This is a genomic window from Granulicella sp. WH15 (assembly GCF_009914315.1).
In the GTDB taxonomy this organism is placed as follows: domain Bacteria; phylum Acidobacteriota; class Terriglobia; order Terriglobales; family Acidobacteriaceae; genus Edaphobacter.
Genome location: NZ_CP042596.1, coordinates 3,634,575 through 3,649,541, shown reverse-complemented (window position 1 = coordinate 3,649,541; position 14,967 = coordinate 3,634,575). Strand labels below are relative to the sequence as shown.

Genomic DNA, 14,967 nt, shown 5'->3' with positions numbered 1-14,967 from the left:
TCCAGCCTTTTATAAGTGAGTTAGTTGAGTAAGCTACGACTTACGATTTACGGGTGGGATAACCATGTCGGGAGTCAGGGTGGGTTTCTTGAGGTGCCACTGGGTGGCTTGCTCGTAGGCATGGGCCAGTGCCAGGACTTTGCCTTCGGAGAAGCGGGGACCGGCGATCATCAGGCCGATGGGTAGGCCGGTCTTTGAGAATCCGCAGGGGATAGAGATGGCTGGGATGCCCCAGATATCGAAGGGCGTGCAGTTACTGTCGACCTCGGGCTCGCGGGGCTTGGGGTCTTCTTCGCGGCTGAGGGCGAGATTAATGGTCGGTGCGATGAGCCGCATGGTGGGTAGTGCAACCAGGTCGAAGTCGGTGAAGGCATCGTCGATGGTGCGGCGGGTAAGAGTAAGTTGCCAGGCGGAGCGGATGTAGTCGATGACCTTGTCGGCGCAGGGCTCCTCGGATACATCGTCGAGCGACTTACGGCCGCCCTCAAGGCTGCGGGCGATGCTGATGGAGTAGCCGCCCCGGTTACGCTTGAGCAGCTCCTGGTGGTAGGCCTGGGTCTCGCCGTTGAGAGAAAGCGCGGAGAAGCCGCCTGTGCTGGGCAGGTGCACGTCCTTGACGCTGGCGGTGAGCTTGGCCAGGACGGCGATGGCAGCCTCCATGGCGGCTGCGGTATCTTCGTCCAGACGATCGTAGAAGGGCGCGCGCGGGATGCCGAGACGGATCTGCGCAATGGGCTGCTTCATCGTCTGGGTATAGTCTTCGGGCGCATGCTCGACGCTGCCGACATCGAGCTTGTCGTAGGCGGCCATGGCGTTGAGCAGGATGGCCGCGTCCTCGACGGTCTTGGTCATGGGGCCACAGTGGTCGAGCGAGTAAGTCAGCGGAACGATGCCGCGAATGGAGACGAGGCCGTAAGTCGGCTTGAGGCCGACCATGCTGCAGTAAGCCGCGGGCATACGCACGGAGCCGCCGGTATCGGTGCCGAGGGCGGCGACGCACATGTCGGCGCTGACCGCCACGGCGGAGCCACCGGAGGAGCCTGCAGGGGTGTGATCGGGGGCCCAGGGATTGCGTACCGGGCCAAAGTAAGTCGCCGAGGAGGTGTGTCCCATGGCGAACTCGTGCATGTTGGCCTTGCCGAGGACGACTGCTCCGGCAGCCTTGAGGCGGGCGGTGATGAAGGCATCTTCAGCAGGAACGCGGTCGTCGAAGACCTTACTGGCCGCAGTGGTGCGGACCCCGGCGGTGTCGATGTTGTCCTTGAGGACGATGGGCACGCCGTGGAGTGGGCCGCGGAAGTGACCGGCCTTGGCTTCTTTGTCGAGTAACTCGGCCTGGGCCAGCGCCTCTTCGTGCATAACGGTGATGAAGGCGTTGAGCTTGGGGTTATAGACGGCGATACGGTCCAGGTAGGCGCGAGTTAGTTCAACGGAGGTAATTTCGCGCGCGTGCAGGCGGCGCGATGCCTGGGCGAGACTGAGAGTGACGAGCTGGTCGGGCGTATCGGCTGCCCACGCGAGCGTGCTGCCATGATCCAAGGCGGAGACTGCACCGAGAGCCGTGCCCAGATACATGAACTGGCGTCGACTTATCTGTTCCATAGGTTTGCTTACCTCAGGGATGTAGGTGATTTGATTTTGATAGTACGCGAAAGTACTGCATCCACGGCGAGATAGAAGCAGGTGTGGGGCAGAGCTTTTTGTAGAAGGTGCTGAAAGGCGACGGGTTGTACGCTAATCGTCCGCATGTAGCGATTTAGCCTGTTTCTGAAATCACGAATGACGTATAGTTGGAGTCTCAATCGACTTACAATCAGGGCCCTCAAGGAGCATATCGAATCATGTTCATCCCAACTTCTGGGGAACGTAGGATCTGCGTTTCACGCAAGCCCAGGGTTTTCCTCCCTCTCCTTCTTGCTTCCAGTCTTTTGTTCGCAGCCGGATTTCAAGCGTCGGCTCAGAATGCGGGGCCGGCTCGTGGAGCTGCGGCTGCTGCGCCTGCTCCTGTGGAGCGGGGGGCGAACGCCGGACAGGACCAGGTGCTTAAGAGAATCGACGACCTGCTCTGGTATCAGAAGGTCGGCGATATCGCCGAGATCGACAAGAGTGAGTACGGCGGCCTGCCCCCGGCGCATCCCCTGCACCCGAAGCAGCCCGGAGCGACTAACCCGCTCATCATTCATGTGTACACGTTTATCCCGAAGAATCTGGACCGGTCGAAGAAGCAGCCGCTGATCGTCTATGTTCATCAGGGCGTGCACCAGAGCCTCGACACCACGATCGACGCGCACCAGATCCGCGAGTTGCTGCAGCAGGGATACACCATTGTGGCGACGGACTATCGCGGCAGCACCGGCTACGGCCAGGGCTACTATGAGGACATCGACTACGGTGGCCGCGAGGTCGATGATGTGTACCTGGGCATGAAGTGGATGCTCGACCGCTATAGCTTCCTCGATCCGAAGCGTGTGGGCATCGTGGGCTGGAGCCACGGCGGCCTGATTACGCTGATGAACATCTTCGCGCATCCGCATGACTATGCGGTGGCTTATGCGGGTGTGCCGGTGAGCGACCTGGTGGCGCGCATGGGCTATGAGACCGAGGCCTATCGCCAGATCTACTCAGCCCCATATCACCTGGGCGAGTCGGTGCACGACGACATTCAGGAATACCGCAAGCGTTCGCCGGTGAACCATGTGAAGGAGTTAGACACTCCGTTGCTGGTGCATACCAATACCAACGATGAGGACGTGAACTTCCTTGAGGTGGAGCACCTGATTCAGGCGTTCAAGGCCGAGGGGAAGAAGTTCGATTACAAGATCTACGAGAATGCGCCGGGAGGTCACTACTTCAATCGCATGGACTCGCCGCTGGCGCTCGAATCGCGCCACGAGATCTACTTGTTTTTGGCCAAGTACCTGCATCCGGATCACGAGGTCAAGTAACAAGCACTTATTGTTTCCCACGACTTACTTTTTCTAACTCGTTTTCTTAACTCGTTGTGAAGGAGCTACCCCGGAATGAAGAAGCATAGGATGCTTTTGCCCCTGGCAGGACTGGCCCTGGCCGCCGTGCAAGCGAGCGTCGCGCAGACCGATGCGCCGCGCAAGATCACGACGCCCAAAGAGTCGATTGGGTTCAACATCGGCGACGACTATCACATGGCCAACTACGTGCAACTGACCAAGTACTGGCAGACGCTGGCCAAGGAGTCGGACCGCATGAAGCTGGTGGATATCGGGCCGACTGCGGAGGGCCGCCGTCAGTTGATGGCTATCATCTCGTCGCCCGAGAATATCGCCAAGCTGGATCACTATCGTGAGATCTCCGAGAAGCTGGCGCGGGCCGAAAACCTGACCGACGAAGAGGCGCATAAGCTCTCGGAGGAGGGCAAGGCCGTCATCTGGATCGACGGCGGACTGCACGCCGGTGAGACCGTCGGCTCGCAGCAGATCGTTGAGACCGTCTACGGCCTCAATAGCAAGACCGACCCGGAGACGCTGCGCATCCTGAACGACGATATCGTACTCTGCGTGCTCGACAATCCCGACGGTATGGACCTCGTCGCCGACTGGTACATGCGCGAGCCTGTGCCCGAGAAGCGCGCCATGAACGGCCGCAACGACGCCGGTACGCCGCGCCTGTGGCACAAGTACGTGGGCCACGACGACAACCGTGACTTCTACATGAACAACATGCCGGAGACCATCAACATCAGCCGGATTCTCTTCCGGACGTGGTATCCGCAGATCATGTACAACCACCATCAGACCGGTCCCGAAGGCGCGGTCATCTTCATGCCGCCCTTCCGCGATCCATTCAACTACCACTTCGATCCGCTGATCGTGATGAAGATCGAGGCGGTCGGTGCGGCTATGCACGAGCGCCTGATCGAGGAGAACAAGCCGGGTTCGGGTATGCGCAGCGCGGCCAATTACTCCACCTGGTACAACGGCGGACTGCGCACGGTCACCTACTTCCACAACATGACCGGTCTGCTGACCGAGATCATCGGCAGCCCCACGCCGATGCAGCTTCCTCTAGTGCCCACGCGCCAACTGCCGACCAACGATCTGCCCTTCCCGGTGAAGCCACAGATCTGGCATTATCGCCAGTCCATCGACTACGAGCAGACTAATAACTGGGCTGTGCTCGACTACGCCTCGCGCGAGAAGGCACACCTGCTCTATGACACCTACCGGATGGGCAAGAACTCCATCGAGCGTGGCAACCAGGACTCGTGGACTGTGACGCCGAAGCGGATTACCGCGCTGAATGAGGCTGCCGACAAGGCCAAGCCTGCCTCGGCCCGCCGCTCGGATAACCCTTTCGAGGAGGCGATAGTCGCTCCGCCCGATCTTTACAACACCATCCTGCATGATCCGGCCAAGCGCGATCCGCGTGGCTTCATCATCCCGGCCGATCAGCCCGACTTCCCCACGGCGACCAAGTTCGTCAACGCGCTGATGAAGAGCGGTGTCGAGATCGAACAGGCGACCTCTGATTTCACCGTCGCGGGCAAGAGCTACCCGAAGGGTTCCTACGTGGTGATGTGCAACCAGGCCTATCGTCCGCACGTGCTCGATCTCTTCGAGCCGCAGGATCACCCGAACGACTTTGCTTATCCGGGTGGCCCGCCGGTCCGTCCGTACGACGCTACCGGCTGGACGCTTGCCTTCCAGATGGGCGTGCAGTTCGACCGTGAGCTGGACGGCTTCTCGGGGCCGTTCGCCAAGATCACGACCGATCTGGCGCAGCCGATTCCGGGCGTCATCACCGGACCGGCCAAGCCCGCTGGATATCTCGTGAGCCACTCCTACAACGATGCGTTTACGCTGACCAACCGGCTCCTGAAGGCCAACCAGAAGGTCTACTGGCTGAGCCCCTCGGTCACGGTTCCGGTCAAGAGCACCAGCACCGGCACTCTCTGGATTCCGTACACGGCTGAGGCGCAGAAGATCCTTGAGACCTCCGCCAAGGAGCTTGGCGTCAATGCGACCGCGGTTACCACGCGGCCCACGGGTGAGGCTCTGCAATTGCACCAGGAGAAGATCGGCCTGTACGACCAGTACGGCGGGTTGATGCCCTCGGGCTGGATACGCTGGCTGATGGAGCAGTTCGAGTTCCCGTTCGAGGTTATCCACCCGCAGGTTCTGGACGCGGGCGACTTGAAGGCGAAGTATGACGACATCGTCTTCTCCGATGGCGCTATCTCGCTGCCGGGGCGCGACAGCCTGGCGAACAACCGCAACACGCAGCCTGCTGCGGAGTCGATCCCGGCTGAGTTCCGGCCGTGGCTCGGTCACATCACCCGCGAGAAGACTGTTCCTCAGCTCCAGAAGTTTGTGGAGGAGGGTGGTACAATTCTGGCGATTGGAAGCTCGAGCGCCGGTATCTACGACTACCTGAAGCTGCCGATCTCGAGCGCCGAGACGGAGATCGTCAAGGGTAAGCCCATGAACCTCTCGGGCGAGAAGTTCTACATCCCCGGTACGCTGCTGCGGACGCAGGTGGATACGGACAGCCCGGTTGGCTATGGTATGCCGGATAAGGTGGATGTCTTCTTCGATCGCAGCCCGGCGTTTCGGCTGAATCCGGATGCTCCGAAGAAGGGTGTGAAGACGATTGCGTGGTACGGCGGCGGCGATCTGCTGGATAGCGGCTGGGCGTGGGGTCAGCAGTATCTGAACAATACTGTGGCTGTGGCTCAGGCGAACGTCGGGAAGGGGAAGGTGCTGCTGTTTGGACCGGAGATTACGTTCCGTGGCCAGCCGCATTCCACCTTCAAGTTCCTGTTCAATGGATTGCTGTATGGTCCGGCGACTCCTGTGGAACTGAAGTAGGTTGTTGGTTGTAAGAAGGGGAGACGCTCTTTGAGCGTCTCCCCTTTTTGTCTTTACGCGTAGCGTTGAGAACAGCACGAAGTGCCGCCCGCCCGGCGTTAGGGCGCTTTTGCTGTTGCTTCTGTGGCCGAGTGAAGAAAGCATACCCCGGGGGCTAAAGCCCGCGTCTGGGGCGAGTTTTAATGTCCGGGCTAAAGCCCGGACCTACCTCAGAAGCAACGGCAACAGCAAAGACAGAAGCAGATTCCTCCGCTTCGCTCCTGAATGACAACCAAAAGAACGGGCAAAAGCAAAAAAGAGGAGGTGCCTTGTGGGCATCTCCTCTTTGGTGGTTGTTGCGGACGTTAGCGGATCGAGCTGCCGCTGTCGTCCTCGTCCTCGCTGGTGGCGGCTGCCGGAGCGGCCGGAGTGTTGGCGTCGCGGACCGTGGGGTACTTGATGCCGAGCTGCTCGAGGTACGTGGAGTACTTGGTCGAGTCGTAGTAGTACTTCTTCATCTCGGGCCGGTACTTGTCCATCGTGGCCTTGTTGAGCCAGATGGCCGGTTTGTCCGTGGCGCGGACGAAGGGGATGTACTTCACGTCCTTAGTCTGGACGTTGTCGTAGTACTCCTTAGCCGCTTTGCGCAGCTCCGGCTTGGTCATCAGGTCGTAGAGGTTGAGCGCCTGCACCTCGGCTCCGGCCAGCACGCCCTTGTGCGCGATAGGCGTGGCCATGGCGATGGCGTTGGCCCAGTTGTGGCCGGGCATGTTGGGGATGTTGGCCGGATAACGCAGTACGATGGTCGGCACGGCCCAGCTAATGTCACCAATATCGTCCGAACCGCCGCCGTAGAACTTCTCAGGATCGGCTGCGGGCTTCAGCTCGTCGAGCTTCACGGCCAGGCCCTTCTCGGGAACCTTCAGCTCCTTTTGGATAGCCTTGGCCAGCGTCTGGTCGTCGTCCGACCACTTGGGCAGGCCGACCAGCTTGGCATTGGCGGTGGAGTCCTCGGCGATGGCCTTGTTGAAGTGGCCCGGCCAGGCGGTGCCCAGCAGGGTCGAATCCCAGGTGGTCTTGGTCATGAGCGCCGCTCCCTTGGCCATGTCGTTACCGGCGTCCCAGAGGCCCTTGATGTGTTCGTAGTCGGCCTCGCGGAAGTAGTACCAGACGGAAGCGGTCTGGGGGACGACGTTGGGCTGGTCGCCGCCGTTGGTGATGACGTAGTGCGAACGCTGTTGCAGGCGCAGGTGCTCGCGGCGGAAGTTCCAGCCCACGTCCATCAGTTCGACGGCATCGACGGCGGAGCGGCCGCGCCAGGGAGCACCGGCGGCGTGGGCGGACTCGCCGTGGAAGTTGTACTGGATGGAGACGAGGCCGTTGTTGGTGAAGCCGCCGTAAGAGGTGCCCAGGTTGTCGCCGACGTGCGAGAAGAGGACGTCATCGACGCCCTTGAAGTAGCCGTCGCGGACGTAGTAAGCCTTGGTGCCGACCAGCTCTTCGGCTACGCCGGGCCAGATCTTGATGGTGCCCGGGATGTGGTTCTTAATCATGACGTCTTTGACCGCGAGAGCGCCGACGATGTTGACCACGTTGCCGGAGTTGTGGCCTTCGCCGTGGCCGGGAGCGCCGGGGATGATGGGGTCGTGGTAGGCGACGCCGGGCTTCTGCGAGGCCTGGGGGATGCAGTCGATATCCGAGCCGAGAGCGATGGTGGGGCCGCCGGTGCCGTTGGTCCATGTGGCCATGAAGGCGGTGGGGATGCCCGCGATGCCTTTTTCCACGGTGAAGCCGTTCTTCTCGAGGATGTCGACGAGGTACTTGGAGGTCTCGAACTCCTGGAAGCCCAGCTCGCCGAAGCTGAAGATGGTGTCGTTCATGACCTGTACGAGCTTGGCGTTGCCCTGGACCTCTTTGAGGATCTGCTGCTTGATGGGGTCGACTGGTGCAGTAGCCGGGGCCTGTGCTGTCGCCTGAACGGCGATCGCTGCGAGCAGGCCGAGAGAGAGGTGTCTTGCGTTCATGGAGCACTCCTTAGGAAGTAACCAATGGAACTGAGTTGTGGGGATGTGACTTCAGAATAACTCGGGAAGCGGTTGTAAGGTGTGCATAATGAAAAACCCCATGCCTCTGAGTCGAGACATGGGGTTTTCGTGCTTCCGTTGTTGCTTAGTTGCCGAGTGCCTGGGTGGCGGCCTTGAGGACCGCGACCTCACGCTCGACCGCTGCGGCGGTACGGGTGATGGCGTTATCGACGGAGTCCCAGTCCTTCTGCTCGATGGCCTCGCGGACCATGGGCAGTGTTTTGACGCCGTAGCCGGTGTAGAAGCCGGGCGCGTAGATCATGTTCTGGAACCAGGGGCGGTTGGGCAGGCCAGCCGGGTCGATGAGGACGCGGTCGGACTGCATGAGCTGCGTGTTAACGGACGGGTTGGGATGAGCCATGAAGGCCTTCTCGTAGGCTGCTGCGGCGGCGGTCAGGTCGTCGGATGCCTGGTCGAGCGGGGCGAAGTTCAGGTAGGGCGCAACCTTCTCGACAGACGGCGGCACCATCGTCTTCTTGGGATCGTAGAGGGCCTTGTAGACGCCGTCGGCGATGTCGGCGTTGCGCTCGCGGGTGGCGGTGCGGATGGTGTCGGCCAGCTTCTTTACCTCGGAGACGTAGGTGTGGATGGTGTCGGCGAAGTCGTTGAACTGGTAGGGGACGACGTCGGCGTCGGCCATGCGGATGGACATGATTCCGGCCGTCTGGGCGAGCGCGCGGCCGTAGACGAAGTCGGTATCCATGAAGTGCGAATACCAGTAAAAGTCGTCGTAGATGGAGTGGTACTGGCCGCCGCCCACGTCTTCACCGCCGAAGCCGATGTTGAGGCTGGCGATGCCGAGGTGGTCGATGAAGGCGGTGTAGTCGGAGCCGGAGCCGAGAGCGGGGATGGCGGTGTCGCCGTGGCCACGTAGCGCGGCGCGAAGCTCCGGTGTGGCGCGGGCAGTGGAGGCGAGACGGGCGCGCTTCCAGACGGACATTTTGGTTTCGGGGTCTTCGATGTCCTTGGTGACGCCGTCGATGAAGGCCTCGAGCGAGTGCGTGCCCTCGGCGCGGAAGAAGCCGCGGCTGTTGCCGTCGGAGTTGAAGTAGGCGACGGCGTGCTGCTTCAGCTCATCGGCGTGGGCTTCGACCCACTCGGTCGAACCGAGGAGGCCCGGCTCTTCGCCGTCCCACCAGGTGTAGATGATGGTGCGGGCGGGCTTCCAGCCCTGCTTGAGCAGCTCGCCCAGACCGCGCGCCTCTTCCAGCTCGGCGCTGGCTCCGCTCAGCGGGTCTTCCGCTCCGTTGACCCAGGCGTCGTGGTGGTTGCCGCGCACGACCCACTGGTCGGGATAGGTCGCGCCGGGGATCGTGGCCACGACGTCGTAGAGGGGCTTGCGGTCCCAGTTGAAGGCGAGCGAGAAGTGGGCCTTGACCTCGCTGGGGCCGGAGCGGTAGGTGATGGGCAGGCCGCCGCGCCAGGAGGCCGGGACGACCTGGCCGCCGAGGGCCTTGAGGAGCGGCGTCGCGTCGGCGTAGGAGATGGGCATGACCGGGATCTTCATCATTGAGGTGACCTGGTCAAGCGGGAGGAGCTTGGTGCTGGCAGTCGCTCCGACGTTGGGCGACTGGGGATCACCGGGCTGCACGGGGAGATCGAGGACCGAGCCGCGCTGGGCGCCGTCGGCTGGCCGCATGGGGCCGTCGGGGAAGGTGCCGCCCTGCCCGTAGCCGTCCTGCTGGGGGTCGGAGAAGATGAGGCAGCCGACTGCGCCGTGCTGGGCGGCTAGCTTGGGTTTGATGCCGCGCCAGGTCTGGCCGTAGCGGGCCAGCACGATGGCTCCCTTGACCGAGACGCCCATGCGCTCCAGCTCCTCGTAGTCGGAGGGCGCGCCGTAGTTGACGTAGACGAGCGGAGCGGTGACGTCGCCGTCGGCGGAGTAGGCGTTGTAGGTGGGGAGCTGCTCGGCTTTCTGGTTGGTTGTTGGGTCGATGGAGAGGACCGGCTCGTCCAGCTTGGCTACAAACTTGGTGGGGCCGAGAAGCTCAAGGTGACGCGATTTTGGAGTGGGAAAGAGAGTCGTGAACTCCTCGATCTTGGCGTCGAGGCCGTAGCTCTTGAGCTGGGCGAGGATCCACTCGGCATTGTCCTTGTCATAGGGCGAGCCGACGTGGTGCGGACGCGCGGAGAGGCGGCGCATGTTCTCGCGGACGCGGGCGGCGTCGGGGATGGCGCGGTACTTCTGCTCCCAGGAAAGTTCCTGCGTGGAGTGCTCGGGCGTGTAGCCGCGAAGCGGCGCGGTTGGGGCCACAGGAGCCTGGGCGAAGGCGGTGGTCGAAAGGAGCGTGAGGGCGGCGGTGAGTTTGCGCATGGAGTCCTTTGGGGGAGGCAGCAGGTTGAAGAAGACTTTGCTTCACAAAGACCCCATTCAGCGATGACGATGCTGAATGGGGCCCGTGGTTGTTGTGATTTTAGGCTAACGAGTAGAAGAACTCGACGTAGGATTTTACGGCTCCGTCCATGCCCGCGACCTTGGGGTTGGCCGAGTCGATGACCCAGTACTCGTCCGGGGCGTGGGCTCCGTCGCCGTGGCCCAGGCCGAACTGACCGGCGGCGAGGTGGAGCGGCGCTCCGGTGAAGGTGACGCCGGGCCACGAGCCAGCCAGACGCGGCCAGACCAGCGGGTCGATGCCCGCCTTGCGGTAGGCGGCGATCTGGGCCTTGACCAGCTTGGAGTTGGGGTCGGTCTCGGTGGGGTCGTAGCCGCCGGACATGTTGACCTCGATGTCGCCGAAGCCGTGCTTGGCGAGGTGGGCCTTGAGCAGCTCGACGGTGCCCTTGGCGGTCATGTCGGGGACCAGGCGCATGTCGATCTTGGCGACGGCGCGGTGGGGCAGGATGGTCTTGCCGCCGGGTCCGGTGTAGCCCGCGACCAGGCCTTCGATGTTGATGGTGGGCTGGCCGACCAGGCGGTAGAGCGAGTCGTGCCAGGACTCGTCGTTGAACCAGTGCTCGACGCCGAGGGCCTTCTTGCTGCCCTCCTCGCTGCGGCGGGGGATGGCATCCTCGATGATCTTCTTCTCGGTCGCGCTCAGGGGGCGGACCTTGTCGAGGAAGCCCTCGACGGCAGGGGTGTGGCCGTCGGGTTTGACGAGGGTGTTGAGAGCCTGGATGAGGTGCCAGACGGGGCTGTCCACCTGCGCTTCGAGACTGGAGTGGACGTCGTGCTTGGGACCGCGGCCCCACTTCTCGCCGCTCGAGACCAGCTCCAGCTCGGCCACGCCCTTGGCTCCGAGATTGATCTCGACCGAGCCGTCGAGAGACTGGCTGCCGAGTGGGATCATGACGCCGACGCACTTCTTGAGCGCGGCCTCGACCTCGGACTTGAAGACGATCTCGTGGAAGTTGGGCGAGGCGATCTCCTCTTCACCCTCGCAGATAAGGACTATGTTGACCGGCAGCTTCTTGCCGGAGGCCTTGAAGGCGTGCAGGGCGGCGAGAACGGCGGTCTCAGGGCCCTTGGAGTTGGTGGCTCCGCGGCCGACGATGCACTTGCCGATGCCGGGCTTGTCGACGAGCTTGGCCTCGAGCGGAGGAGAGGACCACTCCTTCGGGTCGAACTGCTTGACGTCGTACATGAAGTAGATGGCCAGCCATGTGGGCGCGCCCGCGTCCAGCGTGGCGAAGACGCCGGACTTACCGGCGGTGGGGACGACCTCGACGTGCTGGAAACCGGCCTCGCGGGCGAGCTTGGCCATGTACTCGGGGCCTTCGGGGTAGTTGCGGTTCTCGGCGGCGATGGAGGGTAGGGCGATCCAGTCCTGAAGGATCTTGACGGTGGCGTCGTGCTGCGTGGCGATCTGCGCGACGACGGCGGCCATATCGGGGTTCTGGGCGAAGGCGCGGCCTTCGGTGGCGGCCAGTACGGCGGCGGTGGCGGTAGCTCCCTGGAGGAACTCGCGGCGGTTGATGCTGAAGCTCTTCAGTTCCATGGTGTCTCCTGCGGTTTGATTTTGCTGCGTGGAAAGGTGCGGGATAGAAAGCCGGTTCAGGATAAAGCCACGAAGCATTGGTTCACTTCGTGGCTGGTTGGGTTCGGATCACTTGAGGATCGACAGAATGATGAGAAGCGCGTTTTGTGGTCCCTTGTAGGAGTCGGTGACGTCTTCGGTCTCGCCCAGTGAGTGGGCGCCGGTGGACTTGCCGCCGCCCCCGAGCGTTACTGCCGGAATACCCATGTGCCAGGGGATGTTGGAGTCGCTGGAGCTGGTTCCGTAGGCGGCCTTGCCGTAGCCCAGCGCCGCGATGGAGCCGGTGGCGATCTGCACGATGTCGGAGTCGATCGGGGTGGTTCCGGCAGGGCGGACGCCGATGGTGTCGATCTTGACCGAGAGCTTGCCCTTGTCGTGCCAGCGGGCGTTGGCCTCGTCGAGACCCTTCTGGACCGCGGCCTTGAACTGCGCGTCCACGGCGTCGAGAGCTTTGCTGTCGGGCGAGCGCTCGTCGTACTCGAACCAGGCCGAGAAGGGAATGGAGTTGACCGAGGTGCCGCCGCCCACGGTGCCCATGTTGAAGGTGGTCTTGGGATCGGTGGGAACCTGCATCTCATCGATGTGCGCGCCCATGCGGCTGATGGCCTGGATGGGGTTGGCGAGGCCGAAGGCTCCGTAGCTGTGGCCGCCGGGGCCGGTGACGGTGACCTTATAACGGTAGCTGCCGACGGCTCCGTTCGAGACGCGCTCGACGGGACCCGGCTCGACCGAGATGAAGTAGTCGATCTGGTCCTTGAGGGTGTTGCCGAATAGCTCCTTCATGCCTCGCAGGTCGCCCTGGCCCTCTTCGCCCACGTTGGCGACGAAGGTGACGGTGCCGGTGGTCTTGAGCTTGGTCTCCTGCATGGCGTGGATGACGGCGAGCAGGCAGGCGAGGCCGCGAGTGTCGTCGCCGATGCCGGGCCCGGCCAGGATGTTGCCGGTGCGCTTGACGTGGAAGTCGGTGCCCGGGGGGAAGACGGTGTCGAGGTGGGCGGCGATAACCAGGTGCGGCTTGGGCTGGGTGCCGGGGCGGTCGCCGAGGACGTTACCGGCCTTGTCGGTGCGGACGTTTACAAGCCCGGCGGCCTTGAAGAGGCGGGCCAGTTCCGCACCGCGGACGTCTTCCTTGAAGGGCGAAGAGGGGATCTCGCTGATGCGGACCTGCTCGTCGATGAAGTGCGGCTCGCTGGCCTTGATGACCTCCATGGCCTTCTGGACGTCGGGGCGGGCGAGGATCGCGGCGGGTGTCTGGGCGGGCGTTTGCGCGATAGCCGCGGCGGAGGGCAGCAGCAGAATGGCGGCGAGAGCAACGAGGCGTCCGCGGGATTCAGGACGTGAAAGCAACACAGAACGAACGTTCATTGGCAGGGGAAGACTCCCATCTTTGTGCTGGTTTGGAGGGAAGAGTGGCGGGTCACGTCGGCAGGCGTAGACGAGCCGTTCTCCCCTGGAAGGGGTTCTCGGGCGCGCGGAGGGGACGAAGACAAATTGTAGGGCTTAAGCTCTGGGTTAGGTTCTAATACCAATTTAACCTGATGTCAACCTGATCAGGAGGCGGGTGCAGACCCGCAGGATGGCTACTATGCGCGGTAGTTGGCGCGGGTTTTCTCATTGCCGTCCACTCTGAGGTATGCTCTCTGCATATCAAAACTTTGTCTGGATGGATGCGTCGCGGAGGAGTTTTTTCTTCCGTCGTGCAGGTCCGATCCGCGTGCTTTCTCGGCTTGCGGATCTGTCCTCTTTGAATTGGAACAGGCAGATACCTAAGGATTTGTCCATGAATCGGAACGCCGCTGTTGCACTTGCTCTTGCCGCCATCTTGACGACGGGCTTTGCCTTTGCCGCCGAGCCTCCCTCAAAGACTCTTTATGTACGTGCCGGTAAGCTGATGACCTCTGCCTCCGATCCGCTGAAGGGGCCGACGACGATGATCGTGACCGACGGGCGGATCTCTGCGATCGGAGACGCGCTGCCCGTGCCGCAGGGGGCCGAGGAGGTCGATCTTTCGAAGTACACGGTCATGCCGGGCTTCATCGACTCGCACATTCACCTCTGGACAGGGCCGAGGGCTCTGGGGAACAACGTCTCCTACGGGCTGCAGACGCTGCGCGCGCAGAAGGCGATGAAGTATGCGATCACCTCCGGCGTGGTGGGGGTGCGGGTGCTGGGGTCGGATGGGTTCATCGACGTGGCGCTGGCCGATGCTATCGACGAGGGCACGGTGGTGGGACCGCATGTGTTGCCTGCCGGTCATGCTATCTCCATTCCGGCGGGGCATGGCGATAGCTTCTCGTATCCGGCGACGATTCCGCAGGATGCTTACTACACGCCGTTGCAGGGCTTCATCAGTTCGACCGAGGATGCGGAGAAAGCGGTGCATCTACAGATCAAGTACGGCGCGAAGGTCATCAAGATCATGGCGTCGGGCGGTGTAGGCTCTCCGCTGGATTCTCCTACGGCGGAGCAGTTGTCTCCTGAGGAGATGAAGGTCATCGTCGAGCAGGCGCATATGGCGCATCTGAAGGTCTCAGCTCACGACGAAAATACGACCGCGATCCTCGATGCGCTACACGCAGGTGTGGACTCGATTGAGCACGCCTCGGAACTGAACCAGGAGGCGGTCGACTATATGAAGGCTCACCACGTCTGGTGGGACCCGACGGTGTATATCGTCGACAGCATTGTGCTGGGCGGAGAGACCGGGCCGGACTACTTTGTGCGCAAGGGCAAGGCCCTGGCGGGCACGCACTTTCCCAGCTTCAGGCTGGGGCTGAAGAATGGCATGGCTCCGCAGATGTGTGCGGGGTCTGATATGTCGTACGAGCCGGGCGGCGGCACGGTGCTTGACGAGATGATGACGATGGTGAAGTACGGCGCAACACCGCAGCAGGCGCTGGTCGCCGGGACGATCAACGGCGCGGCCCTGGCGGGCTGGAGCGATATGGGAACGCTGGAGGTGGGCAAAGAGGCCAGCTTCGTGGCGCTTGATGGCGATCCGACGACGGATATCTCCGTGGTGAAAAAGACGAAGGCTGTGGTCTTCAAAGGGAAGGTTGTCGCTGGAGTGGGGAAGTAAGTCCAATT

Annotated in this window: 8 protein-coding genes; 3 read left to right on the top strand and 5 right to left on the bottom strand. The window is 62.4% G+C overall.

Translation table 11 applies throughout. The features are described 5' to 3' along the window. Positions 1-33 precede the first annotated feature (33 nt). Entirely contained in the window at positions 34-1,602 is a 1,569-nt protein-coding gene (locus FTO74_RS15100; RefSeq protein ID WP_162538889.1) for an amidase, read from the bottom strand. Between the two features lie 437 nt (positions 1,603-2,039). Between FTO74_RS15100 and FTO74_RS15095 the strand changes: the two genes are divergently transcribed. Next, positions 2,040-2,945, top strand: coding sequence for an alpha/beta fold hydrolase (locus tag FTO74_RS15095; protein ID WP_220399030.1), 906 nt, complete (start codon positions 2,040-2,042; stop codon positions 2,943-2,945). A 75-nt stretch (positions 2,946-3,020) separates the two neighbouring features. Next, positions 3,021-5,843, top strand: coding sequence for a M14 family metallopeptidase (locus FTO74_RS15090; protein ID WP_162538887.1), 2,823 nt, complete (start codon positions 3,021-3,023; stop codon positions 5,841-5,843). A 344-nt stretch (positions 5,844-6,187) separates the two neighbouring features. Here FTO74_RS15090 and FTO74_RS15085 read toward each other — a convergent pair whose 3' ends face one another. The 4 genes from FTO74_RS15085 to FTO74_RS15070 all read right to left on the bottom strand — a co-directional run bounded on the left by FTO74_RS15085 (position 6,188) and on the right by FTO74_RS15070 (position 13,245). Further along, positions 6,188-7,846, bottom strand: a complete 1,659-nt coding sequence (locus FTO74_RS15085) for an amidohydrolase (protein WP_162538886.1) — start codon at positions 7,844-7,846, stop codon at positions 6,188-6,190. Positions 7,847-7,991: 145 nt separating this feature from the next. Beyond that, positions 7,992-10,220 (bottom strand): transferrin receptor-like dimerization domain-containing protein, encoded by a 2,229-nt coding sequence (locus FTO74_RS15080; RefSeq protein WP_162538885.1) that lies wholly within the window; start codon positions 10,218-10,220, stop codon positions 7,992-7,994. A 100-nt stretch (positions 10,221-10,320) separates the two neighbouring features. After that, entirely contained in the window at positions 10,321-11,841 is a 1,521-nt protein-coding gene (locus FTO74_RS15075; protein ID WP_162538884.1) for a M20/M25/M40 family metallo-hydrolase, read from the bottom strand. Between the two features lie 108 nt (positions 11,842-11,949). Beyond that, the gene (locus FTO74_RS15070) at positions 11,950-13,245 is read right to left on the bottom strand and encodes a M20/M25/M40 family metallo-hydrolase (protein WP_162538883.1); all 1,296 of its coding nucleotides are present in this window, start codon (positions 13,243-13,245) and stop codon (positions 11,950-11,952) included. Positions 13,246-13,660: 415 nt separating this feature from the next. Between FTO74_RS15070 and FTO74_RS15065 the strand changes: the two genes are divergently transcribed. Further along, positions 13,661-14,959, top strand: coding sequence for an amidohydrolase family protein (locus tag FTO74_RS15065; protein WP_162538882.1), 1,299 nt, complete (start codon positions 13,661-13,663; stop codon positions 14,957-14,959). Positions 14,960-14,967: the final 8 nt, after the last annotated feature.

Excerpts from the sequence above, each read along its gene's own strand:
- FTO74_RS15100 (WP_162538889.1), bottom strand. The coding sequence starts at position 1,602 with ATGGAACAGATAAGTCGACGCCAGTTCATGTATCTGGGCACGGCTCTC.
- FTO74_RS15090 (WP_162538887.1), top strand. The coding sequence starts at position 3,021 with ATGAAGAAGCATAGGATGCTTTTGCCCCTGGCAGGACTGGCCCTGGCC.
- FTO74_RS15085 (WP_162538886.1), bottom strand. The coding sequence starts at position 7,846 with ATGAACGCAAGACACCTCTCTCTCGGCCTGCTCGCAGCGATCGCCGTT.
- FTO74_RS15080 (WP_162538885.1), bottom strand. The coding sequence starts at position 10,220 with ATGCGCAAACTCACCGCCGCCCTCACGCTCCTTTCGACCACCGCCTTC.
- FTO74_RS15075 (WP_162538884.1), bottom strand. The coding sequence starts at position 11,841 with ATGGAACTGAAGAGCTTCAGCATCAACCGCCGCGAGTTCCTCCAGGGA.
- FTO74_RS15070 (WP_162538883.1), bottom strand. The coding sequence starts at position 13,245 with ATGAACGTTCGTTCTGTGTTGCTTTCACGTCCTGAATCCCGCGGACGC.
- FTO74_RS15065 (WP_162538882.1), top strand. The coding sequence starts at position 13,661 with ATGAATCGGAACGCCGCTGTTGCACTTGCTCTTGCCGCCATCTTGACG.